Annotated in this window: 16 protein-coding genes; 8 read left to right on the top strand and 8 right to left on the bottom strand. The window is 58.1% G+C overall.

Features of this window, described 5'->3' with window-relative positions:
• Nucleotides 1-89: 89 nt before the first annotated feature.
• The 5 genes from H8B20_RS05370 to H8B20_RS05350 all read left to right on the top strand — a co-directional run bounded on the left by H8B20_RS05370 (nucleotide 90) and on the right by H8B20_RS05350 (nucleotide 6,473).
• Entirely contained in the window at nucleotides 90-986 is an 897-nt protein-coding gene (locus tag H8B20_RS05370; protein WP_196304183.1) for a GlxA family transcriptional regulator, read from the top strand.
• Between the two features lie 179 nt (nucleotides 987-1,165).
• Nucleotides 1,166-3,115, top strand: a complete 1,950-nt coding sequence (locus H8B20_RS05365; protein ID WP_210622572.1) for a flavin monoamine oxidase family protein — start codon at nucleotides 1,166-1,168, stop codon at nucleotides 3,113-3,115.
• A 196-nt stretch (nucleotides 3,116-3,311) separates the two neighbouring features.
• A complete protein-coding gene (locus H8B20_RS05360) occupies nucleotides 3,312-4,199 on the top strand; it encodes a nitrilase family protein (RefSeq protein WP_210622571.1) in 888 nt (295 codons plus the stop codon).
• Nucleotides 4,200-4,213: 14 nt separating this feature from the next.
• Nucleotides 4,214-5,422: a hypothetical protein gene (locus H8B20_RS05355; RefSeq protein ID WP_210622570.1), complete on the top strand. Its 1,209-nt coding sequence runs from the start codon at nucleotides 4,214-4,216 to the stop codon at nucleotides 5,420-5,422.
• Between the two features lie 67 nt (nucleotides 5,423-5,489).
• Complete coding sequence (locus H8B20_RS05350; protein WP_210622569.1) at nucleotides 5,490-6,473, top strand: asparaginase; 984 nt, start codon at nucleotides 5,490-5,492, stop codon at nucleotides 6,471-6,473.
• A 59-nt stretch (nucleotides 6,474-6,532) separates the two neighbouring features.
• Here the strand turns inward: H8B20_RS05350 and zapE are convergent, their stop codons facing one another.
• From zapE to H8B20_RS05335, 3 genes are all read right to left on the bottom strand, one after another.
• Nucleotides 6,533-7,627, bottom strand: a complete 1,095-nt coding sequence (gene zapE, locus H8B20_RS05345; RefSeq protein ID WP_042561007.1) for a cell division protein ZapE — start codon at nucleotides 7,625-7,627, stop codon at nucleotides 6,533-6,535.
• 90 nt (nucleotides 7,628-7,717) lie between these two features.
• A complete protein-coding gene (locus H8B20_RS05340; protein ID WP_210622568.1) occupies nucleotides 7,718-9,073 on the bottom strand; it encodes a tryptophan--tRNA ligase in 1,356 nt (451 codons plus the stop codon).
• A 24-nt stretch (nucleotides 9,074-9,097) separates the two neighbouring features.
• Nucleotides 9,098-9,727, bottom strand: coding sequence for an alpha/beta hydrolase (locus H8B20_RS05335; RefSeq protein WP_210622951.1), 630 nt, complete (start codon nucleotides 9,725-9,727; stop codon nucleotides 9,098-9,100).
• A 144-nt stretch (nucleotides 9,728-9,871) separates the two neighbouring features.
• Here H8B20_RS05335 and H8B20_RS05330 point away from each other — a divergent pair, with 144 nt between their 5' ends.
• Nucleotides 9,872-10,306, top strand: coding sequence for a Z-ring associated ZapG family protein (locus tag H8B20_RS05330; RefSeq protein ID WP_042561009.1), 435 nt, complete (start codon nucleotides 9,872-9,874; stop codon nucleotides 10,304-10,306).
• 181 nt (nucleotides 10,307-10,487) lie between these two features.
• On the opposite strand, the gene H8B20_RS05325 is transcribed toward H8B20_RS05330, so the two are convergent.
• Entirely contained in the window at nucleotides 10,488-11,219 is a 732-nt protein-coding gene (locus tag H8B20_RS05325) for a YiaD family glycine zipper/OmpA-like lipoprotein (RefSeq protein ID WP_210622567.1), read from the bottom strand.
• A 116-nt stretch (nucleotides 11,220-11,335) separates the two neighbouring features.
• Entirely contained in the window at nucleotides 11,336-11,980 is a 645-nt protein-coding gene (locus H8B20_RS05320) for an MBL fold metallo-hydrolase (protein ID WP_210622566.1), read from the bottom strand.
• A gap of 204 nt (nucleotides 11,981-12,184) precedes the next feature.
• Between H8B20_RS05320 and H8B20_RS05315 the strand changes: the two genes are divergently transcribed.
• Complete coding sequence (locus H8B20_RS05315; protein ID WP_210622565.1) at nucleotides 12,185-19,237, top strand: M10 family metallopeptidase C-terminal domain-containing protein; 7,053 nt, start codon at nucleotides 12,185-12,187, stop codon at nucleotides 19,235-19,237.
• Between the two features lie 100 nt (nucleotides 19,238-19,337).
• Here H8B20_RS05315 and H8B20_RS05310 read toward each other — a convergent pair whose 3' ends face one another.
• Nucleotides 19,338-22,070 carry a winged helix-turn-helix domain-containing protein gene (locus tag H8B20_RS05310; RefSeq protein ID WP_210622564.1) on the bottom strand — a complete coding sequence of 911 codons (2,733 nt, stop codon included), beginning with the start codon at nucleotides 22,068-22,070 and terminating at the stop codon, nucleotides 19,338-19,340.
• Nucleotides 22,071-22,141: 71 nt separating this feature from the next.
• Between H8B20_RS05310 and H8B20_RS05305 the strand changes: the two genes are divergently transcribed.
• Nucleotides 22,142-22,417: a hypothetical protein gene (locus H8B20_RS05305; RefSeq protein ID WP_210622563.1), complete on the top strand. Its 276-nt coding sequence runs from the start codon at nucleotides 22,142-22,144 to the stop codon at nucleotides 22,415-22,417.
• Here H8B20_RS05305 and H8B20_RS05300 read toward each other — a convergent pair.
• Together H8B20_RS05300 and H8B20_RS05295 are read right to left on the bottom strand one after the other, a co-directional pair.
• Nucleotides 22,380-23,744, bottom strand: a complete 1,365-nt coding sequence (locus tag H8B20_RS05300) for a DUF1329 domain-containing protein (RefSeq protein WP_042561013.1) — start codon at nucleotides 23,742-23,744, stop codon at nucleotides 22,380-22,382. The two genes, H8B20_RS05305 and H8B20_RS05300, sit on opposite strands and share 38 nt — an antisense overlap.
• Before the next feature lie 27 nt (nucleotides 23,745-23,771).
• The gene (locus H8B20_RS05295) at nucleotides 23,772-25,661 is read right to left on the bottom strand and encodes a DUF1302 domain-containing protein (RefSeq protein ID WP_042561014.1); all 1,890 of its coding nucleotides are present in this window, start codon (nucleotides 25,659-25,661) and stop codon (nucleotides 23,772-23,774) included.
• Between the last annotated feature and the right edge of the window lie 224 nt (nucleotides 25,662-25,885).

The following is a 25,885-nucleotide window of genomic DNA, read 5'->3' as shown; positions in this document are numbered from 1 at the left end:
ACGTCTCCACGCCCTTGCGGCGCGTCAGCATCCTGGCGATCGACCAGGTTTTCGCCTACACACTCATGCAAGCCAAGGACTTCTTCCATGTGGCGAGCCTGCGTTACGGCAAGCAACTGGGCCAAGGCCTGACTCCGGCGTTCGAAACCCGCCTGGTCAGCCCCGATGGCAAGCCGGTGAAAAGCTTCAGTAATGTGGTCATGCCAGTGGACGGCGGCCTGGAAAATACCGATATCATCATCCTCCCGGCGTTCTGGGACGATTTCGACACGCTGTGTACCCGCTACCCGCAAGTCCTGCCGTGGCTGCGTGAGCAACACGCTCGCGGAGCCGTCCTGTGCGGCGAAGCCACCGGGGTGTTCTGGCTGGCCGAGGCCGGCCTGCTCGATGGCAAGGAAGCTACGACCTACTGGCGTTTTTTCAACGCTTTCACCGAGCGCTTCCCCAAGGTCTACCTCAATCAGGACAAACACCTGACCGATGCAGACAATCTCTACTGTGCCGGCGGTACCACCTCGGCCTGCGACCTCTACATCTACTTGATCGAGCGCTTCTGCGGCGCCAACGTCGCACAGGCTGTTGCGCGTGACATCCTCTACGAAGTGCAGCGCAGCTACTCGCCGGGCCGCATCGGTTTTGGCGGGCAGAAGCTGCATCAGGACGTGATCATCCTGCAGATCCAGCACTGGCTCGAAGAGCACTTCGCCGACAAGTTTCGCTTCGAGGACGTCGCGCGCGAGCACGGCATGAGCATCCGCAATTTCATGCGCCGCTTCCAGACCGCCACCGGCGACAAACCCCTGCACTATCTGCAACGCCTGCGCATCGAAACGGCCAAGGGCTTGTTGTCCGCCAGCCGCAAGAGCATCAAGACCATCAGTTATGAAGTCGGTTATGACGATGCGAGCTTCTTCGCGCGGCTGTTCCGTCAGCACACTGAATTGTCGCCAAACCAGTATCGGCAGCAGTTTCAGCAGGCTGCATAAACACAATCAGACAGACGTCCATGTGCGAGTAGCCCTTTCACATGGACGGCTCTTGGCGTGTTTTTTCCCACACAAACCAGCGAAAACAGATCAGCTTTCCGACCTCTTTTACGACTGTCCATACATAGGTTCGCCGTACAGACTCCTTCGCATGCACATCGCATCAAGGAAGATGAACAGTGACCATCGGATCCAGTTACAACTACCCATCACAAGCCGCTGGCGTTGAGGTTCGCAAAAAACGCTCAACGCCATCCAAATGGAAGCCCCGCTTTCCCAATCCTCCTGACTTGTGCTTTGACTATCGCGCATTGGTCGAGCAAAAAGACGGCATCGCTCGCGCCACTGACCCACAACACCGGATCTGCATCATTGGCGCTGGCGTCACCGGTCTCACCGCCGCCCGAGAGTTGCTGCGCTGCGGCTTCAGGCATATCACGCTGATCGAGCAATCCTCCCGCATAGGCGGCAGGCACCTGACCGTTCCGGGAAGCCCTCAATCCAGCGCGAGTCATACCCCGTTTGAAATGGGCGCGATGCGCATGCCTCTGTTCAACCGCGAAGGCGAGTTGCCGACTGAGGGTCGATCGCTCATGGCCTATTACGCGAAGACCTTTGACTTGTCGCTGTCGGACTTCGCCAACCCTGGCAGCCAATGGGTCAAATCAACCGGCATTTACCTGCGCGAGGGCCGTCTGGCGGTCGATGCGGCACCGCAAATGCTGATCTGGAAAAATACCGACGGCCAGACGCCGCCTCCCAGCGATGAACTGCAAGCGGTGCACGCCAAGTGGAGAGCTTTCGCCGACCGCATGACCCGGCATGTCGCCGAAATGTACGCGGGCGATGACTGGGAAGCCGCCTGGGCCGCTATCGTCGAAAAATACCACGCCGTATCCTTCCGCGAACTGGTTGGCATGCCTGCCTTGCAGCGCTGGAATCGCGACGCCCCCGGTGACTTTGGCGGGATGGGCATGTCGGCAAAGGAGTCGGCCATTTTCTACGCCATCGGGATTGGCGACGGTAGCTGGGGAGCCTTCTATGACGTGTGCGCGTTATATCCTCTGCGCACCGCCATATTTGGTTTCAGCAGCCATTTGCAATTAGTGCATGGCCGAGTGGATGAACAAGGCGACCCGTTGCCTGACTCACCCCTTGTGAACACCAATGCGGTTTTCGATTCGACTGGCCTGCAGTTTGATAAACCACGCTATCTGGGGCTCGCTGCGCTGAGTGAATGCCTGATGTTCATGAAGCCCGACGAGTCCACCCAATCGTTTTATGAGCACTGCCAGCAAAGCAGTGAAGGCCTGTTGACCGACTGCGCCGTCAGCAGATTGAAAAAACTCGGCAACGGAAAAATCCGCGTCTATTTCAACCGCAAACATAGCCAGCCCGAGTTGACCCAGGAACACTTCAATGACTTTGATTCAGTGATCATGACGCTGCCCTCATGGTTGATCGAGACCCGAGTCAAGCTGGAAGACTTCACGCCTCAGATGCTGCCGTTCGAAACGATTAACGCGTACAAAACCGCGCACTGGGAAACCAGCTGCAAGGTCTTCGCACCGCTGAAAAAATCCTTTCTGTCGGGCAATACCAACATTCCCCAAGCGATTGTCACGGACAGCTTTATCCATGACGTTTATACCTACCGCTACAACGAGAACTACAGCTACGACTGCATTCTTTTGAGTTACACCTGGGAGGACGACGCAACCAAACTTTCCTGCTTCAGCGACAAAGAACTGATCGCAAAGTGCGCAGAAGAACTGGACAGAATCCTCATGAACTCCAGCAATATTCAACAACGTATTTCCCCGTACATTGGCCTGCAACAAGCCGTCGTACAGCGCTGGATGACCGATAAAAATTCGTTGGGGTGCGCCAAGCTTTACCGTCCCGGGACTTACCACGATGCCGTCCGCCTGCTGAAATACAACCGAGACTATTCAAAGGCTTCGGGCCTGTATTTATCGGGAGAGTCATTTTCAGTCGATGCCGGTTGGACCGAGCCCTGCTTTCGCGGTGCCGTCGATGCAGTCATTCATATTTGCGACAAGACCAATGCGCGTTTCAACGGCGGCTTCACCATGGATGACTACCCGCATTTTCACCACGCCACCTGATTCTCTGCGCACGCCATCCACTGTTCACGAAGGGTCCCGGCAGCAGGCCGAGGACCTTGCGTTAACGCAGGACTACGCTTCCTAGGAGAAGGCCTACAACTTAACCGGAAACCGCCGACTTACGCTTTGCTCCCGACTCGACTCTTATGACCCCGCCATTCAACGGCGTGAAAACAATAATAAGAGGTCATGAAAAATGAGTGAGTCCACAAGCCCCGTTCGTGTTGCGGTCGTGCAATTCGATCCACAGGTCGGCAAGCAAAACCGCGCGGCAAACTTGAGTACCAGTCTGGAGTTGGCACTGGAAGCGGTTAACAACGGCGCAAACCTTATCGTTTTGCCCGAACTGACCAGCACCGGTTATTTCTTTCAGAACCGGCAGGATGCGTTTGACCATGCCGAAGCGGTTCCAGATGGGCCGAGTGTTGGCAGTTGGGAAGATTTCGCCCGTCATCATCAGGTTTATCTGGTAGCCGGGCTGACCGAGCGCGAGGGATCGAAGCTTTACAACACTGGCGTGCTAGTGGGGCCTGACGGGTTTATCGGCAAGTACCGCAAGGCTCATCTCTGGAACCTGGAAAAGCTCTGGTTCACTGCCGGCGACTCGGGATTCCCGGTCTTTGACACGCCTATCGGTCGCATTGGATTGCTGATCTGTTGGGACATCTGGTTTCCCGAGGTCCCGAGGATCCTGAGCCAGCAAGGCGCAGACATCATTTGCAGCCTGAACAATTGGGTCTGGACTCCGCCACCGTTGTTCGATGACGCCGGCAAATGCATGGCCTCGTATCTGACCATGACCGCCGCGCATGTCAACAATGTGTTTATCGCGGCGGCGAGTCGAATCGGCGAAGAGCGCGGCGCTCGATACCTTGGATGTTCGTTGATCGCCGGCACCAACGGCTGGCCGATCGGCCGCGTGGCATCTGCCGACCAGCAGGAAATTCTCTATGCCGATATTGACCTGACCAGCGCTCGCAGCGCGCCTATCTGGAATGACTTGAACGACCTCCATCGGGATCGTCGCTGCGATGTCTACGACCGAATGCTCGGCTACACCCAGCATCCGTGCCTTCCGCGCTAACCGGGGGCCAAGCAATGGGAACTATCCACGCAAAACCACGGAAACAAATCGCCGCCAGAACAATGCTCGACAGCATGATCATTGGATTGCTGCTGAGTGCTACAGCGCTGATTGTCTGGCTCTCAATGAACAATCACTCACTTTGGTCAGCACGCTGGCCGGATTACGGCCACATGGTCTCGAATCTTCCCGAGCCGACCGCCTGGCTGCGCTGGGTGTTGGGAGATATCAGTGAGGTGGCATTTTATAAACACGAGTTCGCATCCATTGGCCTTCTGGCAGGTGCTTATCTGGGGTACTGGGCGAATCGAACGGGAAAATCCTGGCAAGGCTTTACCATCTGTTACGGCAGCGGACTATGGCCGTGGCTCGTTACCAGCTCTTTACTGGGCCTGGTACTGAGCAATCTCGTGTGGGGCTGGACCGTCACCGCCACGAGCTGGCAGCCAACGTTTGCGGCATTTGTGTCGTTGCCCGCGGCGATGGTTCTGATGTTTGGGGGTGGCTGGAAGGTCGCTATCAATGGCGCAATCATGGGAGCCCTTTTCGTGACGCCCATGTGCATGCTGATAGTGAATTACGTCTGCAACCCCCTCGGCCTGCCCGTGGTGATCGGCAATGTATCGGGCATGGCAATCGCCAGCATCGGCGCCTTCGTACTCTGCCGCTACATACCGAGTCTGGTGACATCCGCGGCGCCCGAACAGGTCGCCGAGGAGGCCAGCATCCCGGTGACCGCCAAGGCTCCCGATCATGGGGTGATCTGGAGCATTCGCCGGGTCTTGGCGGACTTCTCCGAAGCGCCTTTTTTCGGCAATGAATGGGCCAGTCTTGGGCTGATCGTCGGCGCATTGCTGGCGTTTACCCTTAACCCTATGAGCCCTGTCTATGGCACCGGTTTGTTGCCACAACTACTGGCGGGCCAGGCATTGACCTCGGCACTGGGCGTGCTGATCTGGCGCAAACAATGGATAGCCCGAGGCTGGTACCCGACCTATGTGCCGCTGGTATCAGTCGTTCCGGCAGCTATTTTGACCTACGGCGGCGACTGGCAAGTGATTGCCTCAAGCGCATTGCTCGGTGCCCTGATCGCCCCACCGCTGGCTTGCGCCCTCGCGCAACGAGTGCCGGGGCACATGCACGGTTTCATCGGAAATGTGTTGTCCATGGCCATCAGCACGCTGCTGATCCTTCCGCTCGTCGGCTGGCTGGCAAGCCACTGACGTCCCCCTTCCCGGCTGGCGCTTGAATCCGATTCAGGAGCCGCCGGTTTCCTTTGCGAGGTATCACATGGACTTGCCCAAACTGGCCATTGCCGCACTCGGCGGTACTGTCAGCATGCAATCGCTCCAAAGCGGCGAAGGCGTCGTTCCATCGGTGTCAGGCGAGGCGCTCCTGAACACGGTGCCGGAACTGAAAACACTTGCGCAGTTGACTGTAGAGACGCTCGGACTGTTGCCCGGCGCCTCACTTGATTTCGAATATCTGCTGAGCGTGTTGTGCTGGGCGAACTTTCAGATCAATCAAGGTGCGGCAGGCGTCATCATTGTTCAAGGCACGGACACGCTAGAGGAATCCGCCACTTTTTTTGATCATCTGTGGGACCACGACGAACCGCTGGTGCTGACTGGCGCCATGCGTTCGGCGGCCCAGGCGGGTGCCGATGGCCCGGCAAACCTGCTGGATGCCGGCCGCGTCGCACTGGCGCAAAGCAGTCGGGGACGCGGCGCCCAAGTGGTTATCCACGGGCAGATTCACCGGGCGAGCGCCGTGCGCAAAGTCGACTCCATGGCGCTGCACGCGTTCGCATCGCCTGTGACCGGTCCTGCCGGCGTTCTAATGGAAGGTGTTGTGCGTTATTTGCAGCCGCCTGTTGCACGTCAAGTCTTGCCCCTGCCGCAAACCACCAACCAGACGATTGCCTTCCTGGAAGCGTCGCTCTCTGCGGACAGTCTGCTGCTGGAAAATGTCGTCGAGCTGGGCTATGACGGGCTGGTGATCGCCGGATTCGGTGCCGGACATGTGTCCGCACACTGGGCCAAAGTCATCGAAACCATCGCCCGACACATTCCGGTAATCATCGCGACACGTACCGGCTGTGGCTCCACGGCACGGTCAACCTACGGCTTTGAGGGCAGCGAAATCGATTTACAGCGCAAGGGTGCCTTGATGGCAGGGTTCACCTGCCCGCGCAAAGCGAGGATTTTGCTCTGGCTGCTGGTCGGGTGCCGACAGCAAGAGCATCTGGCGTCTTACCTCGATCAAACTGGTTAACCAAACGCGCAAAAAAAGGGCCTGCAATTGCAGGCCCTTTTTCTGAATTCGAGATCTGCTTAAGGCTTATGGGCCCGCGACAGGAATTCGTGCGACTGCATCTCCAGCAGGCGACTCAGCGTGCGCTGGAACTCGAAGTTCAGGCGCCCGCCGGTGTACAGATCCTTCAATTCGACTTCAGCAGAGATGATCAGCTTCACGTTACGGTCGTAGAACTCGTCGACCATGTTGATGAAGCGGCGAGCGATGTCGTCGGTGGTGACGCTCATCTGCTCGACACCGCTGAGCAGCACGGCGTGGAAGATTTTGCCCAATTCGATGTAATCGTTCTGGCTGCGCGGGCCGTCGCACAGTTCGCGGAAGTCGAACCAGGCCACGTCATCACACGTGCGCAGGGCACGGATCTCGCGATTTTCAATGATCAGCACGTCGTTTTCCACCGCCGCCGTGCATTCCGGTGTCAGTGCCTTGAAGCTCTTGCGCAGGCTTTCGTGAGCGGCTTCGTCGAGCGGATAGTGGAACAGTTCCGCCTGCTCGAGGTGACGCAAACGATAGTCGACGCCGCTGTCGACGTTGACGATTTCGGTGTGCTGCTTGATCAGCGCAATGGCCGGCAGGAAGCGCGCGCGTTGCAGGCCGTCCTTGTACAGACCATCGGGAACGATGTTCGAGGTCGCAACCAGGGTCACGCCGTTCTTGAACAACTCTTCCATCAGCGTGCCGAGGATCATTGCGTCAGTGATGTCGGAGACAAAGAATTCATCGAAGCAGATGACCCGCGACTCAGTCGCAAAACGCTTGGCGATGATGGTCAGCGGGTTTTTCTCGCCGCCGAGGGTTTTCATCTCTTCGTGCACACGCTTCATGAAGCGGTGGAAGTGCGTGCGGGTCTTTTCCTTGAACGGCAGCGCTTCGAAGAAGGTGTCGACCAGGTAAGTCTTGCCGCGACCCACGCCGCCCCAGAAGTACAGACCCTTGACCGGCGTCTGATCCTTTTTGCCAAACAGCTTGCTCAAAAGACCCGGTTTGTTCTGATCGGCGGCGATCAGATCCTCGTACAGGCGCTGCAAATGACGCACAGCAGTTTCCTGCGCGGCGTCATGGAAGAAGTCCGGGCGTTTCAGATCAGCTTGGTATCGTTCTAGGGGCGTCATAATTCGTTAGCAAGGCAACAAAAACGGGCCGTCACTGTAGCGACGGCCCATGGGAATGGCAATCAGCCCTTGGTCGGGCCGAGCCGCTGATTATTCCTGTACCGGGGTCAACGCGATGCGCAGGGCCTCGATGGCCGCGTCCCGCGTCGTGCTGTCAGCGAATGCCGGGCTGTCGCCGATGCAGTCGCCTTCCAGCCACACGCTGAAGCTCAAGTCTTCGCTGCGCACGTCCATAGGCTGACCGGATTGCAGTTGCTTGGTCACCTGGCCAGCGGTTTTGCCATCAGCGAAGTTGCGCGACAGCAGCAATTGCTCGCCATCGGCCGCCAGCAGACGGAAACGGAAACTGCCGTCGTCCTCGCGGAAACTGACGAAACGTGCGGCTTTTACGGCTTTCTTCTTGGTGGTCGCAGCCACCTGAACCTGATTGACGAACGAACGCAGGCCCACGGCTTCACGCAGTTCGTTGAGGAACGGCGTTGCCACGGCACGGGCCTTTTTCGCGCCTATCTGCAGGATGTCTTCCAGATCCGCCGGACGCTCGATCAACTGGTGATACTTGTCGCGCGCTTCGCCCAATTCGTTGTCGAGCAACTGGAACAGGCGGTTCTTCGCCTCGCCCCAACCCAGGCCACCGAGCAGTTCACTGCGGAATTCGTCAGCCTGTGCAGGCGTGGCGAAGGCCTGAAACAGAGTGAACAGGTGCGAGTTGTCCGGGTCCTTGGCTTCGCCTGGCGCTTTGGAGTCAGTGACGATCCGCGAGATCGCGTCCTTCATCTCTTTGGCGCTGGAGAACAACGGGATGGTGTTGTCGTAGCTTTTCGACATCTTGCGACCGTCGAGGCCTGGCAACGTTGCCACGCTTTCTTCGATCAGTGCTTCAGGCATGGTGAAGAATTCTTTGCCCTGGCCAAACAGGTGGTTGAAACGCTGGCCGATGTCGCGGGCCATTTCCACGTGCTGGATCTGGTCACGACCGACCGGCACCTTGTGCGCGTTGAACATCAGGATGTCTGCGGCCATCAGCACCGGATAGCTGTAGAGGCCCATGGTGATGCCGGCATCCGGGTCTTCACCGGTTTCGACGTTCTTGTCCACCGAGGCCTTGTAGGCATGCGCACGGTTGAGCAAGCCCTTGGCGGCGACGCAGGTCAGCAGCCAGGTCAGCTCGGGGATTTCCGGGATGTCCGACTGACGGTAGAAGGTCACGCGGTCGACATCCAGGCCACCGGCCAGCCAGGTCGCAGCGATTTCCAGACGCGAGCGCTGGATGCGCAGCGGGTCATCGCATTTGATCAGGGCGTGGTAGTCGGCCAGGAAGTAGAACGAATCGGCATTGCTGTCGCGGCTGGCGAGGATCGCCGGACGGATGGCGCCGGCGTAGTTGCCAAGGTGTGGCGTGCCGGTGGTGGTGATGCCGGTGAGGATGCGGGTACGGTTCGTCATGGGTAATCGCTTGTCAGACTGCAATCAATTCGAGAGACGCGGCAGGATCAGATCCTTGAGATCGGTCAACTTGCCATGAAAAAAGTGTCCGCATTCTGCCACTTTCAGCAGCTCATGGGGGCGCTGGAGTTCGTCCGACCAGTCATAGACCAATTGCGGATCGATGACTTCGTCGGTTTCCGGCTGGATCACGGTCAACTCGACATGCGCTGGCAGTTGATCCTGCTCGCCCAGACGCATCACCGCCGGCGCAACCATGAACAGATGCTTGAGTTGCACGCCCTGGGCTTCGAGACGGCCGCCGAGACTTGCTGCAACAAATCCGCCGAAGGAGAAACCGAACAGGGTCAGTGGCAGATTCGGGTGTTTTTCCAACAGCCATGCGGCGGCGGCTTGAGCGTCGTCGACCTCACCGGTGCCCATGTCGTGGCTACCTTCGCTGGCGCCGACGCCGCGATAATTGAAGCGCAGGGTGATCAGACCGGCGTCGCGGGCCGTGCGCTGCAGGGTCGAAACGACCTTGTTGAGCATGGTGCCGCCCTGCACCGGGTTCGGATGGCAGATCAGCGCGATGCCGCGCGGCTGCTCGTTATCCAGGTGAAGAGCTTCAATTTGGCCGACTGGGCCATCAATCACTACAGGGGTTTCACGCATCAGCAAGGAAGGAACTCCGTGACCTCGAATCGGGTCGACTCGTCTAGCAAATTGTCTGTGCCAATCTATTGCGAGTGAATCGCGGTATACAGCGCAGGTTCGAGCCGTTAACGTAAAGCAAAGCCGTTTATAGAGGAAGGACTCGTGGAACACTCGCTCTTAGTTTGGTTGTTACCGACTCTTGCCCTGGTTGTGGGTGTCGCCATTGGATTCCTGATCGCGCGCGTTGCGCCGAACGCTGCGCCGAGCCGTACGCAGCGTCAACTGGATGATATCCAGGAGCGTTTCGACAGTTATCAAAACGAAGTGGTCACCCACTTCAACAGCACCGCGATGCTGGTCAAGAAACTGACCCAAAGCTATCAGGAAGTGCAGGATCATCTCGCCGAGGGTGCCAATCGTCTGGCCCTGGACGAGCAGACTCGCCAGCGCTTGCTCGCCTCGTTGCACTCTGAATCGGTGCAGGCCCCACGCGAGCGTCTGACGCCACCGCGCGATCAGGAGCCGCCACGCGATTACGCGCCGAAGACTCCGAATGCGCCAGGCATGCTTGATGAGCATTATGGTTTGAAGAAGTAATCAGTCGCAGCGACAAGCAAAAAGCCCCCGGACAATTCCGTTGTCCGAGGGCTTTTTTGTGCCTGATGATTTTACGGTGAATGCACCGGCCCTATCACGGGCTTGCCCGCGATGGAGCCAGCACCGGCCACAAAAAAATGCCCGATCACAGGATCGGGCATTTTTTCATTCAGGCATTCAGTTACGGATACTGCTGAACCGTGCCCGGCTGTTGCTGAGCACCATACTGCTGGCCCGGAATCGCCTTCAGGTTGACCTCAACGCGACGGTTCTGAGCTCGGCCATTGACGTCGCCGTTGCTGGCAATCGGATTATCCGGACCGGCGCCACGGGCCGACAGGTTGGCACCGCTGACACCTTGCGACGTCAGGTAGGTCGCCACGCTCTGCGCACGACGCTGGGACAGGTCCATGTTGTGCTGGCGGCTGCCGGTGCTGTCGGTATAGCCGACGATTTCGATCTGGTTCTGGCTGAACTCCTTCAGGGAGCCGGCGAGGTTATTCAGTGGCTGATAGAAGCTGGAGGCGATATTCGCCGAATCGGTGGCGAACGTGATGTTACCTGGCATGATCAGCTTGATCTGATCCCCCTGACGCTGCACTTCAACCCCGGTATTGGCCATGCTGGCACGCAGTTTCTTCTCTTGCTGATCGGCGTAGTAACCGTAACCGGCCGCCGAAGCACCCACCACGGCAGCACCGATCAAGGCACCCTTGCCACGGTTATCGTGACCGATAGCTGCACCAGCCAGTGCACCGGCCAGAGCGCCGAGGCCGCCGTACTTGGCGGTTTTGCTCATGCCTTGGGAGCCACCGTCGGCCTGGCCCTGATTGTCATAAGGGTTAGGCGAGGCGCAGCCGGACAACAAGGCCACGGCAGTAGCGACAACAATCAAACGACGCTTGGTGAACATGAAGAGCTCCTACTTTTCTGCATTCTGAGGTGCAGCGGCCGGTTGGCAATAAACCTCTGCGGGCGTTGGATCATGACAATGGACAAAAATTCCGCCGCCCACTCATGACAAAATATTTACGCCCGTACAAAAGGGTTTTCGCGCATTTCATCACCCAGACGCGTATCCGGACCATGCCCGGTAACCACCGTTGCATCTTCGTCCAGGGTGTACAGCCGCTGCTTGATCGATCGCACGATGGTCGCCTGATCGCCACCCCATAAATCCGTGCGCCCTACCCCGCGACGAAAAAGTGTGTCGCCGGCAATCAACAGCTTAGCCTCGGAAAACCAAAAGCTCATGGAACCGGGCGTATGACCCGGCGTATGCAATGCAACCCCGCAACCGCAAGCCAGCTCCTCATCGTCCGATAACCAGCGATCCGGTGATGGCACCGGAACGTAGGGCACGCCGAACATCTGGCATTGCATCTCGAGGTTGTCCCAGAGGAACTGATCTTCCTTGTGCAGATGCAGGGTCGCGCCGGTTTTTTCTTTCATCTGCCCTGAGGCGAGGAAGTGATCGAGGTGCGCGTGGGTATGGATGATGCTGACCACTTTCAGGTCCAGCGCATCGAGGCGGGCCATGATCAGGTCGGGATTGCCACCCGGGTCGACGACGATGGCTTTTTTTGTGACCGGATCGCCGATGATCGTGCAGTTGCACTGCAAAGGTCCGACGGGGAAAGTTTCGCGGATCAACGCGAGAGCTGTAACAGTCATGAAAGATCCTGAGTCGGTAATCGGACGGGCACATATTGATTCAGGATTCTACGCCACTCGCCGACTAATTCACTGGAGGCGATATTCGACGCCACCAGTCAGAAAGTGATGGCCAATTGATGCCATTCGTAACGTTTCTGATGCAAAATTGCGCATTCGTAGCGGTCGCATCGGGAAGGACCGCAGCTCATTCAGGAAAATTTAATGCCTAGCCCAACCGGTATCACTTTAAGTCTTACTTCCAAGTTGACGGGCATCAGTGCGCTCGACAGTTTGCTTTCCGGCACCTACTGGGCAGGCGCCAATTGGCCATTCGATGGCCCGGCCAAACTGACGTACAGCTTTATCGAACCAAACACCTCGTATTTCGCGACCAACTACAGTGCCGATAACGAGTACAACGCGATTTACGCGCTGTCCAACAGCCAGAAAAGCGGCATCATCGATGCCTTGGCCTCCTGGAGCGCTGTCGCCAATATTACGTTCACTCAGACTACCGACGACATTTCCAACGTCGGCGACTTGCGTTTTGGTGGCTATGGCTTGATGAGCAACCAGGCGGCAGCCTGGGCTTACACCCCATCCAACACCCCTCGCGGCGGTGACGTATGGATCGGCGATCCAACGTCCGAGTACGCCACCAAGGGTACTTACGACTACATGACCTTTATCCACGAAATCGGTCATGCCCTGGGACTCAAGCACCCTTTTTCCGCCAGCAGCGCGAACACGACTATTCTTGATCCGGCGCTGGACGATGTCCAACTCACGGTGATGAGTTACGACAACAATTACTCATACCAGCCGATGACGCCGATGGTGTTGGACATCCTTGCCATACAAGCGCTTTACGGCGCCAACATGACCTGGCAAACCGGTGACAACGTTTATTCCTGGAAAGCCTATCAACCGATCTTCGAAACGATCTGGGATGCCGGCGGCAACGACACGATCGACGCAAGCTCCCAGGCTGATCGAGTCGACATCAACCTGAACGAAGGTGCCTATAGCAGCATTGGTTTACCCAATCTCACGGGAGGCTCCATTTTCCATAGCGGCCTGGCTATTGCCTATGGCGCCAAAATCGAAAATGCCATTGGCTCGAATTTCAACGACATACTGCGCGGGAACGACCTGGATAACGTCCTCAATGGCGGAACAGGTAACGACTCGATGTATGGCGGTGCCGGTAATGACACTTACTACGTCGACAGCCGCGACGACAATATTATTGAAACCAGCAACTCGCCCAGCGAGATCGACGCGGTATTCTCGACGGCCAGTTTCAGCCTGTTGTACAACGGCGAGAATGTGGAGAATCTGACGCTGTTGACCAATGCCAATATCAATGGCTATGGCAACGCATCGAATAACGTAATCACAGGTAACTCCGGCAACAATATTCTCGACGGTGACGCCGGCGTCGACACCCTGATCGGTGGGACAGGCAACGACACGTATGTGGTCGACAATGCAGCCGACGTCATCCGTGAGACCAGTACCCTCGCGAGTGAAATAGATACCGTACGCGCATCGATCAGTTGGACGTTGGGCGACAACCTGGAAAATCTCGAACTCAGCGGCAATTCCAACATCAATGCCTTCGGCAATGGTCAGAACAACGTCCTGACCGGCAACGCCGGCCACAACGTTCTTAATGGTCTGGGCGGTCTGGATACCCTGATCGGCGGCGCCGGCAACGATGCCTATGTCATTGATCAGGCCGCTGAACTGGACTTGGTCAAGGAGAACGTCAACGAGGGCAGCGATACGCTGGTTCTTGAATATGGCGTGCAGTCCAGCACCCTGATCGACTTGAACAGCAATTCGCTGAGCAATCTCGAAAACGTTACCGTGAACGGTACAGGCACTTTCAATGTGCTTGGCAACGATCGGGGCAACTCCCTCGTCGGCAATGCCTTCGCCAACAATCTGCAGGGCGGCGCCGGTAACGACATGCTTGATGGCGGCGCCGGTAGTGACACACTTATGGGTGGCACTGGCGATGACGTTTACATCATCAACAGCCTGGAAGACTCACTGGTCGAATTCGCGAACGAAGGCACGGATCTGGTTCGCACATCGGTCACCTATACCCTCGGCGCCAACATCGAATACAGCGAACTGCTGGGCACCGCGTCGCTGAACCTCACCGGAAATAAACTGAACAACGCTCTGACCGGCAACGATGGCAACAATATTCTCGACGGTGGATTGGGCGCCGACAGAATGATCGGCGGCGCAGGTAATGACATTTACATGGTCGACAATATCGGCGACGTTGTCGTGGAAAACGGCTTTGCCAACTACGACGAAGTGTATGCGTCCGTCAACTACACCCTGACGACCGATATCGAGTCCTTGTACCTGATGGGCTCAGACAACCTCAACGGTACGGGTAACTACAGCGATAACCGTATTGCCGGTAACAGTGGCAATAACGTTCTGGATGGTGGTTACGGTACGGACACGCTGATCGGCGGCCTGGGTAACGACACTTACATCGTCGACAATTCTGGCGATCAGATCATCGAGGAGACTAACGAAGGCTACGACGTCGTGCGTGCTTCGGTAAGTTACGCCCTGAGTGCCAACATCGAAGAAGCCGTACTGCTGGGCAATGCATCGACAGTTCTTGCAGGTAACGACCTCAATAACGTGCTGACCGGCAACAGCGGTGACAACACCCTCAACGGTGGCATCGGTGCCGATACCATGACTGGCGGCGACGGCCTGGACACCTATTACGTCGACAACGTCGGCGATGTGGTGATTGAAACTGACGCCTCGTTGACTGCCCTTGATCGAGTGTTCTCGTCCATTGATTACATGCTGGGCAGCAACGTAGAAAACCTGATCCTGATCGGCAACGCTGATCTCAAAGGCACCGGTAATGCCGTCAGCAACCGCATGACCGGTAACGATGGCAACAACGTTCTCGACGGCGGTCTCGGTGCCGACCTGATGATCGGCGGCCTGGGTTATGACAGCTACATCGTCGACAACGTCGGCGATACCATCAGCGAAACCAGCACGCTTTCCTACGAGATTGACACCGTCTGGTCGTCGGTCAACTGGGCCTTGGGCGCCAACCTCGAAAACCTTTACCTGGCCGGCACCGACAACCTGAACGCCACCGGCAACAGTCTGGACAACACGCTGACCGGCAACAGTGGCAACAACATTCTCGACGGCGGTGCGGGCAACGACACCCTCAACGGCGGAATCGGCGCCGACAGACTGGTCGGTGGCACCGGCTATGACACCTACATCGTCGACAACGTCGGCGATACCATCAGCGAAACCAGCACGGCTTCCTACGAGATCGACACCGTTTGGTCGTCGGTCACCTGGACCTTGGGCGCCAACCTGGAATACCTCTTTCTCGCCGGCACCGACAACCTGAACGCCACCGGCAACAGCCTTAACAACATGCTGACCGGCAACAGCGGCAATAACATCCTTGATGGCGGTCTCGGTGCCGACAGCATGGCCGGCGGCTTGGGCAACGACACTTACATCGTCGACAACATCGGCGACAGCGTCAGTGAAACCAGCACGCTGGCGAACGAGATCGACACGGTGCGTTCCTCGGTCGACTGGACCCTGAGCGCCAACCTGGAAAACCTGGTGCTGACTGGCAATGCAGTCAACGGCACCGGTAACGCACTGAACAACATTCTCACCGGCAATGCCGGCGCCAACACTCTGGATGGCGGCACCGGCGCTGACGTCATGACTGGCGGCGACGGTCTCGACACCTATTACGTCGACAACGTCGGCGATGTAGTGATTGAGACTGACGCTTCGCCAACGGCCCTTGATCGGGTGTTCTCGTCGATCAACTACGCCTTGGGCGCCAATGTCGAAAACCTGATCCTGATCGGCAATGCCGACCTCAGAGGCACCGGTAACGCCGCCAGCAACCGCATGACCGGTAACGATGGCAACAACGTTCTCGACGGCGGTCTCGGTGCCGACCTGATGATCGGCGGCCTGGGTTATGACACCTACATCGTCGACAACGTCGGCGATACCATCAGCGAAACCAGCACGCTTTCCTACGAGATTGACACCGTCTGGTCGTCGGTCAGCTGGGCCTTGGGCGCCAACCTCGAAAACCTTTACCTGGCCGGCACCGACAACCTGAACGCCAACGGCAACAGCCTGGACAACACGCTGACCGGCAACAGTGGCAACAACATTCTCGACGGCGGTGCGGGCAACGACACCCTAAACGGCGGAATCGGCGCCGACAGACTGGTCGGTGGCACCGGCTATGACACCTACATCATCGACAACGTCGGCGATACCATCAGCGAAACCAGCACGGCTTCCTACGAGATCGACACCGTTTGGTCGTCGGTCACCTGGACCTTGGGCGCCAACCTGGAATACCTCTTTCTCGCCGGCACCGACAACCTGAACGCCACCGGCAACAGCCTTAACAACATGCTGACCGGCAACAGCGGCAATAACATCCTTGATGGCGGTCTCGGTGCCGACCTGATGATCGGCGGCCTGGGTTATGACACCTACATCGTCGACAACGTCGCCGATACCATCAGCGAAACCAGCACGCTTTCCTACGAGATCGACACCGTTTGGTCGTCGGTCAGCTGGGCCTTGGGCGCCAACCTCGAAAACCTTTACCTGGCCGGCACCGACAACCTGAACGCCACCGGCAACAGCCTGGACAACACGCTGACCGGCAACAGTGGCAACAACATTCTCGACGGCGGTGCGGGCAACGACACCCTAAACGGCGGAATCGGCGCCGACAGACTGGTCGGTGGCACCGGCTATGACACCTACATCATCGACAACGTCGGCGATACCATCAGCGAAACCAGCACGGCTTCCTACGAGATCGACACCGTTTGGTCGTCGGTCACCTGGACCTTGGGCGCCAACCTGGAATACCTCTTTCTCGCCGGCACCGACAACCTGAACGCCAGCGGCAACAGCCTTAACAACATGCTGACCGGCAACAGCGGCAATAACATCCTTGATGGCGGTCTCGGTGCCGACAGCATGGCCGGCGGCTTGGGCAACGACACTTACATCGTCGACAACATCGGCGACAGCGTCAGTGAAACCAGCACGCTGGCGAACGAGATCGACACGGTGCGTTCATCGGTCGACTGGACCCTGAGCGCCAACCTGGAAAACCTGGTGCTCACTGGCAATGCAGTCAACGGCACCGGTAACGCACTGAACAACACTCTCACCGGCAACGCCGGCGCCAACACTCTGGATGGCGGCACCGGCGCTGACGTCATGACTGGCGGCGACGGCATCGACACCTACTACGTCGACAACGCCGGCGATGTGGTGATTGAAACTGACGCCTCGTTGACTGCCCTTGATCGAGTGTTCTCATCCATTGATTACACGCTGGGCAGCAACGTCGAAAACCTGATCCTCATCGGCAACGCCGATCTCAAAGGCTCCGGCAACGCCGTCAGCAACCGCATGACCGGTAACGCTGGCAACAACGTCCTCGACGGCGGCCTCGGGGCTGACGAGATGATCGGTGGGCTGGGCAACGATACCTACGTAGTCGACAACGCCGGCGACTCCGTAAGCGAGACCAGCAACCTGGTCAGCGAAATCGACTCTGTATGGTCGTCGATCAACTGGACTCTGGGCGCCAACTTCGAGAACCTCGTCCTTACCGGCCATGACAACCTCGTCGGCACCGGTAACGAACTGAACAACGAGTTGCACGGTAACAACGGCAACAGCACGCTCTACGGTGGTGCCGGTGACGACACTCTGATCGGTGGTCTGGGCAACGACATCATGATCGGTGGCGACGGCGCCGACCGTTACCACGTCAATAACATTGGCGATCAGGTGATCGAGACTGATACGTCGCCAACGGCTATCGACGAAGTAATCGCGACGATCGATTACGCCCTTGGCGTCAACCTCGAAAACCTCACACTCGCTGGCAACGCCGACCTGAATGGCACAGGCAACGGCTATAACAACGTTATTACAGGCAATTCCGGCAACAACATTATCGATGGTGGCCTGGGTACCGATACGCTGATCGGCGGATTGGGCAATGACACTTACATTGTCAATAACGTCGGCGACACGATCATTGAAAAAAGCACCTTGCCGAGCGAAATCGACACTGTGCGTTCATCGATCAACTGGATCCTTGGCGCCAATCTGGAAAACCTTGTGCTCACCGGCAGTGCGATTAAAGGCACCGGCAACGATCTGAACAACATGCTGACTGGCAACAGTGAAAACAATACGCTCGAAGGAGGGGCCGGTGACGACATCCTCAACGGCGGCTCGGGTCGCGACCTGTTGATGGGCGGCGCTGGCTCAGACACCTACTACGTCGATGACAAATTTGACTTCGTCATGGACATGGGGGGCGAGGCGAACGATGTCGACCAGGTCATGTCTTCCGTCAACTACACCCTTGGCTCCGACCTCGAAAACCTGACACTTGTCGGCATCGACGACCTAAACGGTACCGGTAACGAGAAGAACAACGTGCTGACTGGTAATGACGGCAACAACACCCTCAATGGTGGGGATGGCAACGATATCCTTAACGGTGGTGCCGGGATGGATACCATGATCGGTGGTAGCGGCGATGACACCTACATTCTTGATCAATCCATCGAATTGTCGCGGGTCAAAGAGGCGGCTGACAGTGGGCAGGATTGGGTGGTTATCGATTTTTCTACTGAAAATCAGAGCAGTTTTATAAACCTGGATACGCCTTATCTAAAATACGTGGAAAACCTGAAAATCAATGGCACAGGTGCTTTCACACTATGGGGCAATTTTTTTGACAACAAGCTGATCGGTAATGCCGACGACAACATAATGGACGGTGGCATCGGCGACGATTTGCTAGATGGGGGGGCTGGGGCCGATAGATTGGTCGGCGGACCCGGCAAGGACACGCTGATCGGTGGGACTGGCAGCGACCAGTTTGCCTTCATCCACTTGGAGCATATGGGGCTTGGCAGTTCGAGGGACGTCATCAACGACTTCAGTAGCCTTGAGGGTGACAAGATCGATTTCAGAATGCTTGATGCCAACCTGCTGCAAAATGGCGTCAACACGTTCTCCTTCATTGGTGCGGACACCTTCACGGGTGCGGGTCAATTGCGTTTCGTTGACCACATTTTGTCGGGCAACGTCAGCGGCAACGCCGGTGCGGACTTCGAAATCCAGTTGTTGGGGGTGAACTCCTTCAGTGCCAACGATCTGATGGCCTGACCTTCTTCTGCCCGACCCGGCCGACAAGATGGACCGGGTCACCTTCAAAAAAACGCCCCGATCAATCGGGGCGTTTTTTATCGACCGCCGTTTGTCGCGGCTAGCTCAAAACCCCCAGTTCCTTCGCCCGCGCCACTGCCTGCGTACGCCGCTCAACCCCAAGCTTGCTGTTGATATGGCTGGCATGAGTCTTCACGGTATGCAGCGAGATGAACAATTGCTCGCTGATTTCCTGATTCGAACAGCCTTGGGCGATCAACCGCAGTACCGCCAGTTCGCGACTGCTGAGCTGTTCGGTAGTACTTGATTCCACGGCCGGACGGGGCGCCGCTGGCGGAAAGTGTTGCAGCAATTGCTGTCCTGCCAGCGTTGGCGACGTCAGCAATTGTCCGCGCAACCAGTCCGCGTGCCCTTTGACCAAACCATCGAACGGTTGCAGCACGCCCCCGGCCGCTGCCTCCAACGCCTGATTCAGCGCTTTGCGCGCCTCCGCTTCGCGCCCGCTCGCCAACAGCAACGCCACCTTCTGCGTCAACGCCATCACGCTGAGCAACTGACGCCCGGTTTGCTGGCCGTTTTCGTGCAATACGTTCAAGCGCCCTTCGGCGAGCATCGGTTGCCCTTGAATCACATCGAGCAGTGCCTGTTGCAGTTCGACATGCAAAGGCAGTTGTGGATGAAATTCCGGCGGCGCCGCCGCACGTTCGCCCGTATAGGTCTGGCCCAGCCGCGTGAGCCAGGCTTCAGCCAGATCGGTGCGGCCCTGCGCCAGCCACAGTTCACATTTGACCAGGGTGATCATCGCCAGATAGTAGATCGGCGGGACGTCCCAGATGTGCATCAGCCGCTCGGCTTCGGCGAGTTCGGCGAAGGCTTTGGCGAACTCACCGCTGGCGCCATCCAGACGCGCGATCACGCAGTGACCGATCAACACGCTGATGTCGCGACAGGCCCGTGCTTCACTGAGCCCGGCCAATAACCGCACGCGTGCGAGCTGCGGCTGCAAGCGCATCGCCAACAGAAAACCTTCGTACAGCGTCAGTCGCGCGCGCACGGCATACAGGCGCTGCGGGGACAGTCCGCGCAACCGTTCCAGACCCTGATGGACTTCATCGAGCGAACGCAGAATTTCACCGCGAGCCTGCAAAACGCGGGCGCGATCGTAATGCGCCAGTGCTTCAAATAACGGGTTACCGACGCGTTGCGCCAACTCAAGGGACTCACGGTTCAATCCCCGCGCGCGCCACAGATCACCGTCGGCAATCGCCAGGTTGGATAACGTCGACAAACACATCAGCCGCTGGCCGTAGCGCTTGGCCGGCAGACTTTCGAGCGCTTCGCTGCAGTACTTGAGCGTCAACTCGCGATGCCCGCGTCCGCGCGCGATGATCCCGCTCAACGCCAGCCATTGCGCCAGCATCGACTTTTGCGCCGTAGCGGACGGCGCCGGCAGGAAGCGGCTCAGATGGCTGGACAATTCTTCAGCCGCGTCGAGCTGACACGCCAGCCCCAGCGCCCAGCTGTACAGCACGATCAAGCGCGGCGTGCTGATCAGCAAGCTGTCGGGCAAGTCCATCTTCCAGCGCAACAGCATGCCGACATTCTGCTCGGCCAGCAGTTGCTCCTCCGACAGGTTCTGCACCAGATTCGCCGCCACATCCAGATGGCCGGCACGTAATGCCTGCTCCACCGCTTCGTCGAGCAAGCCCTGAGCGTTGAACCAGCGACAGGCGCGCAAATGCAGCGTTCCGGTGGGCACCAAGGCCTGAGCAACCGGGCGACTGCGCAACAGGTCGGAAAACAAGTGGTGATAGCGATACCAGTGACCATGCTCATCCAGCGGCACCAGGAATACTTGATGCGCCTGCAGGAAACGCAGGATCTCGGCACTGTCATGGGCTTCGCGGACGGCATCGCACAGCTCGCTGCAAAAGCGCTCCTGCGGTGCGGTGTCGTAGAGAAATGATTGCACTTCGATGGGCAGGCAATCGATGACTTCTTCGAGCAGATAGTCGCGGATCAGCCCTTCCCCGCCGTTCAGCGCTTGCGGCAATGCCGCTTCACTGCCGGCTTCGGATGCTGCCAGCAGCCAGAAACGCAGCCCGGCGACCCAGCCTTCGCTGCGCTGGATGAGGTTTTCCAGCGCTTCGCCGCGCAGAGAAGTGCTGTGGCGATCGAGCAATGTCAGGGCTTCGTCGTGGGTCAGGCGTAAATCCTGCTCGTGCAGCTCCAGCAATTGCCGCGACAGTCGCAAGCGCGCCAGGTGCCAGTCAGGGCGCTGCCGACTGGTGACCATCACCAGCAAACCCTCGGGCAAGTGGTTGAGGAAAAACTGCAGGCAACGGTCGAGCACCGGGCCTTGGGCGAGATGATAATCGTCGAGCACCAGCAACAAGGGTGTCGCGGGATCAAGGTGCTGTGTCAGTTCGTCGAGCAGCCCGTCGAGCCATTCTTCAAAGGCAAACGGCTGGTGGCGTTGACGCATCTTCAGCAGGCCGAGCGCGCGGCTGCCCAGTTGGGGGAAATAGTCCTGCAGGCCTTCGAGCAAGCGCTCGAGAAAGCGACCGGGGTCGCTGTCCCGTGGGCTCAGGCCCAGCCAGAGACTTTGCCAATGCGCCGGCAGACTCTGGCAAAACTCCACGGCCAGCGAACTCTTGCCGAAGCCTGCGGGGGCGCTGACCAGCAACAGCCGTCCACCGAGTCCTGCTTGCAGGCGCTCGCAAAGGCGTGGTCGCAACACGTGTCCGTCAGGCAGCGGCGGGCGAAAAAAACGCCCGTCCAGTGCCGCGACGGCAACGCTTGCGGGACCCGGAAGTGGGGACAGATCAGTCATGGCCGGCTCTTGTTCGATTTGCTGTTGGCGGCGTTGCAGATGTCCGCAGACTAGCCTTAAACGAACCGGTAATGAAGGTAGTTGCTACAAATGGCTACAAAAAGGCTACAACGACCTGCACGCCAAATCCTGTAGGCGCTGCCGAAGGCTGCAATCTTTTGACGAGAATGTTTCTGAATCCAAAGCAGGATCAAAAGATCACAGCCTGCGGCAGCGCCTACACAAAGCGGTACAAAAATGATCATAAAAAAAACGCCCCGAACCAGTCGGGGCGTTTTCACGAGGATGCGGCCTCGGGTTTACAGCGGTTTAACGAACACCTTCCTGACGCAGAGCGGCCGGGGTGAAGTCGCTGGTGGTCGCGGTGAAGCCGAAGTCATACGCACTCTTCTCTTCGTTCTTCATGCCCAGCGCCAGGTAGCGGCCGGATTGCAGGTCATAGAGGGTTTCCAGGGCATACCACGGCACTTGTTTGTCGTAGTAGTTCTCGGCATGCGCCTCGGCCACACGCCACAGCTGACCACGACCGTCGTAATGGTCGATGACCGCTGCTTGCCAGGTGTCCTCGTCGATGTAGAAGTCACGTTTGGCGTAGATGTGGCGCTGACCTTCCTTCAGGGTCGCAACCACGTGCCAGACGCGGCGCAGCTCGTAACGTGCCAGATCCTGGTTGATGTGGCCGGCCTTGATGATGTCGGCGTATTTCAGTTTCGGATCGTCGAGCTTGTAGCTGTCGGAGGCGATGTACATCTCTTTTTTGCCTTCGAGCTTCCAGTCGTAGCGATCCGGCGCGCCGTTGAACATGTCCAGGTTGTCGGAGGTACGCAGACCGTCCGCCGCAGTACCCGGGCCGTCATAGGACACTTGCGGTGCGCGGCGCACACGGCGCTGACCGGCGTTGTAGACCCACGCCGAACGTGGCTCTTTAACCTGGTCGAGGGTCTCGTGCACCAGCAGCACACCACCGGCCAGACGTGCCGGCGCAGTCACTTTCTGCTTGAAGTAGAACAGGATGTTGCCTGGGTTCGCCGGATCGTAGTCTTTCATCTTGTCGCGGAACACGAACTGATCCTGGAAATACACCAGGCTGTAAGAGCCGTTCGGTTGCGGCGTGGCCTGGGTCACCAGACGCGTCACGCTGCCGCCACGATAGCGGGTGATGTGGTTCCAGATGACTTCGACGCCGGTTTTCGGAATCGGGAACGGCACAGCCGTTTCGAAGTTTTCCAGACCGTTGCCGCCCGACACCAGCGTGGTGGTGGTGGCGTTTTTCTTGATGGAGGCGAACACCTCATCCGGCACGGTAGCGCCGCGATGCGATGGATAGACCGGCATCTTGAAGGTTTCCGGGTAGCGCTTGAACATCGCGTACTGGCCCGGCGCAAGTTTGTCTTTGTACTTGTCGACATCCTTGGCGGTGATGGTGAACAACGGTTGCTCACTGGCGTAAGGGTTGGACAGGAAACCACGCGCATCGACCGCACCGGCATTCTTCGGCAACGGCTTCCAGGCCGGGATCGAGCCATCGGCGTTACCCGCCATTTCTGCGCCCATCGGGGTCAGGCTCTTGCCCAGCTTGTCCGCTTCGCCAGCAGGCACTGCGGCCATGACGCCGGTCGCCAGCAGCGACAGACCCAGAACACCGGCGTGGAACAGACTTTTTGTTATTTTCATAAATTCGTTCGTCCTGAAATGCAGTGCTTAGAAGTTCACGCCGAAGCTGAGCGCAACGAAGTCGCGGTCATCCACGGTGGTGTACTTGCCGTCGAAGAAGTTGGTGTAGGCCAGGCTCGCGGTGTAGGTGTTCTGGTACTCGGCATCGACGCCCAGACTGACCGCTTTGCGACCTTCCTCGAAGTTGCCGCCAGGGCCCGGCGAGTAGCCGCTGACGTCATGGGACCAGGCCACGTTCGGCTTGAGGTTCACACCGGCGAAGACGTCGTTGTAATCCCAGATGGCCCGACCGCGATAGCCCCACGACATCGATGTGGTAAAGCCGTCGTTGTCGCAATTGCGGCTGCGGTTGTTCTGCGGCGAACCCGGCCCTGCACCATTGATGGTGCTGGCGTTGAGAATGTTGGCGCAGGTATTGATACCGCCAGTGGCCGGCAACTCACCCGGGCCATAAACCGGATCCCGGCCATAACGCTTGTCGGAACGGCTTTCCAGACCGCCCACGTAGGTCATGCCCGCTTCACCCACGAGGGTCAGACGGCTGGCGCCCATGACCTGATCGAAGAAGTGCGTGAAGGTCGTCTGCAGTTGGGTGATTTCCTTGCGCTCATAGCCGTGCAGATCCTGACCAGGAACGCCATTTAGCAGCGAAGCGTTGGTCAGTGCGCCGCCCAGCGGACGAACACCGGCGAACAGGATGTCGGTGGAGTTCAGTTGTACGGGTGCATTCGGGCGATAGCTGATCTCACCGCTCCACGCCGTACCGGTAGGCAGGGTGGTGGAGAAGCTCAGGCCGTAGAGGCGAATGTCCTCAGGGTATTCAATAAAGTAATTCGAGTTGCCCGCCACCAGCAGTGGTGCGAGAGCTGCGAACGGCCCGGGCAGACCGGCGGCAGTGTTGTAGACCGACCGCGGCGCACCGGTTGCGCTGAAGATCGGCGCACGGCTGTGGTAGTTCATGAAGTACGCGCCGAACTCGGTATCCAGAGGCTCGAACATGTACTTCAGGGACGCGCCCCACTGACCGCTGTCACGGGCATCGCGATCCGGACCACGGCGCACCAGAACGCCTTCCTGATTGACATCGACGCCGTTGGCGGCCAACGGCCCCAGTGCAACGGCTGGAATAGTCGAACGCTTGTTCAGCACGCGCAGGTTGTCGTTGCAACCGTCGGCGACAATGTCCGGCTGTGAAAAGAAGGTGCCGCAGTTATCGACGACGGTCTGGTCCCATTCCAGCTGATAGAAGGCTTCGGCCGACAGATTGTCGGTCAGGCTCTGAGACACGTAGAACATGTTGACCGGGATCAGGCCTTCCTTGATCTCGGCACCTGGACGACGGAATGCAGACACGTCGATCGGGTTGATCGAGTTGATGCCGCCACCGATGAAGGTACTTTCACCCCAGCTCACTACCTGCTTGCCCAGACGAACCGAGCCCGGTTGATCGGCGATGGCGTAGTTGTGGTAGACGAAGGCGTCGAGGATCTGCCCGCCGGAAGACTTGGCGCCTTCCTTGCGATTGCTGTCGCTGATGTCCTTGAACTGACGGCTTTCGTCCTTGAGTTCGAAGTCGTACCAGTATTTGCCACGGACGAACACGCCGGTGTCGCCGTATTTCAACTCAAGGTCATGGATGCCCTTGAAGATCTTCGAAAAGGTTTCGCCGCTCTTGAAGTTGGCGTGGCCATCGTCAGAAGTCTGCGACAGGCCGTGACCACCATTGTTGACGCCGATGAGGTTCTTGTTCGGGCTCTGGGTAGACCAACTTGCGCCGATCGACAGGGATGAATCGAACTGACCTTCGATTTCACCAACGTTGAAACTGACGCCGAATGCAGGCCCGGCGAGCGAAGAAGCAAGACTGACCGCCAGAGGCAGTTTCGCCCGGCGCCAGAACTGGTTTACTGAGGTCATCGACGCTACTCCATGTGCATTATTGTTATGGCAGTGAGTACTTTTAAAAACGTCTGGAGGACCGGATGCCAAAGGCTGTCCGACGTCACTCCAAAGATGCATCGCCCCATCTTGTGCGTGTGCCACGTTCTTAAAAATCCTTAAGTGGACTATAGCCAGCAGGTTGTAGAGCTTGATCCCTCTAAAGTGTGATTTGCAGCTGCCGACCACTCTGGAACAGTCCT

This window comes from Pseudomonas sp. P42 (genome assembly GCF_017973755.1).
GTDB classification, from domain to species: Bacteria; Pseudomonadota; Gammaproteobacteria; order Pseudomonadales; family Pseudomonadaceae; genus Aquipseudomonas; species Aquipseudomonas iridis.
The sequence above is the reverse complement of the archived record's forward strand: the minus strand, read 5'-3'. Positions and strand labels throughout refer to the sequence as shown.

Bases quoted from the DNA above. Each gene is read 5' to 3' on its own strand.
- H8B20_RS05360 (WP_210622571.1), top strand. From the start codon at position 3,312: ATGAGTGAGTCCACAAGCCCCGTTCGTGTTGCGGTCGTGCAATTCGAT.
- H8B20_RS05355 (WP_210622570.1), top strand. From the start codon at position 4,214: ATGGGAACTATCCACGCAAAACCACGGAAACAAATCGCCGCCAGAACA.
- H8B20_RS05350 (WP_210622569.1), top strand. From the start codon at position 5,490: ATGGACTTGCCCAAACTGGCCATTGCCGCACTCGGCGGTACTGTCAGC.
- zapE (WP_042561007.1), bottom strand. From the start codon at position 7,627: ATGACGCCCCTAGAACGATACCAAGCTGATCTGAAACGCCCGGACTTC.
- H8B20_RS05340 (WP_210622568.1), bottom strand. From the start codon at position 9,073: ATGACGAACCGTACCCGCATCCTCACCGGCATCACCACCACCGGCACG.
- H8B20_RS05335 (WP_210622951.1), bottom strand. From the start codon at position 9,727: ATGCGTGAAACCCCTGTAGTGATTGATGGCCCAGTCGGCCAAATTGAA.
- H8B20_RS05325 (WP_210622567.1), bottom strand. From the start codon at position 11,219: ATGTTCACCAAGCGTCGTTTGATTGTTGTCGCTACTGCCGTGGCCTTG.
- H8B20_RS05320 (WP_210622566.1), bottom strand. From the start codon at position 11,980: ATGACTGTTACAGCTCTCGCGTTGATCCGCGAAACTTTCCCCGTCGGA.
- H8B20_RS05315 (WP_210622565.1), top strand. From the start codon at position 12,185: ATGCCTAGCCCAACCGGTATCACTTTAAGTCTTACTTCCAAGTTGACG.
- H8B20_RS05310 (WP_210622564.1), bottom strand. From the start codon at position 22,070: ATGACTGATCTGTCCCCACTTCCGGGTCCCGCAAGCGTTGCCGTCGCG.
- H8B20_RS05305 (WP_210622563.1), top strand. From the start codon at position 22,142: ATGAAGGTAGTTGCTACAAATGGCTACAAAAAGGCTACAACGACCTGC.
- H8B20_RS05300 (WP_042561013.1), bottom strand. From the start codon at position 23,744: ATGAAAATAACAAAAAGTCTGTTCCACGCCGGTGTTCTGGGTCTGTCG.
- H8B20_RS05295 (WP_042561014.1), bottom strand. From the start codon at position 25,661: ATGACCTCAGTAAACCAGTTCTGGCGCCGGGCGAAACTGCCTCTGGCG.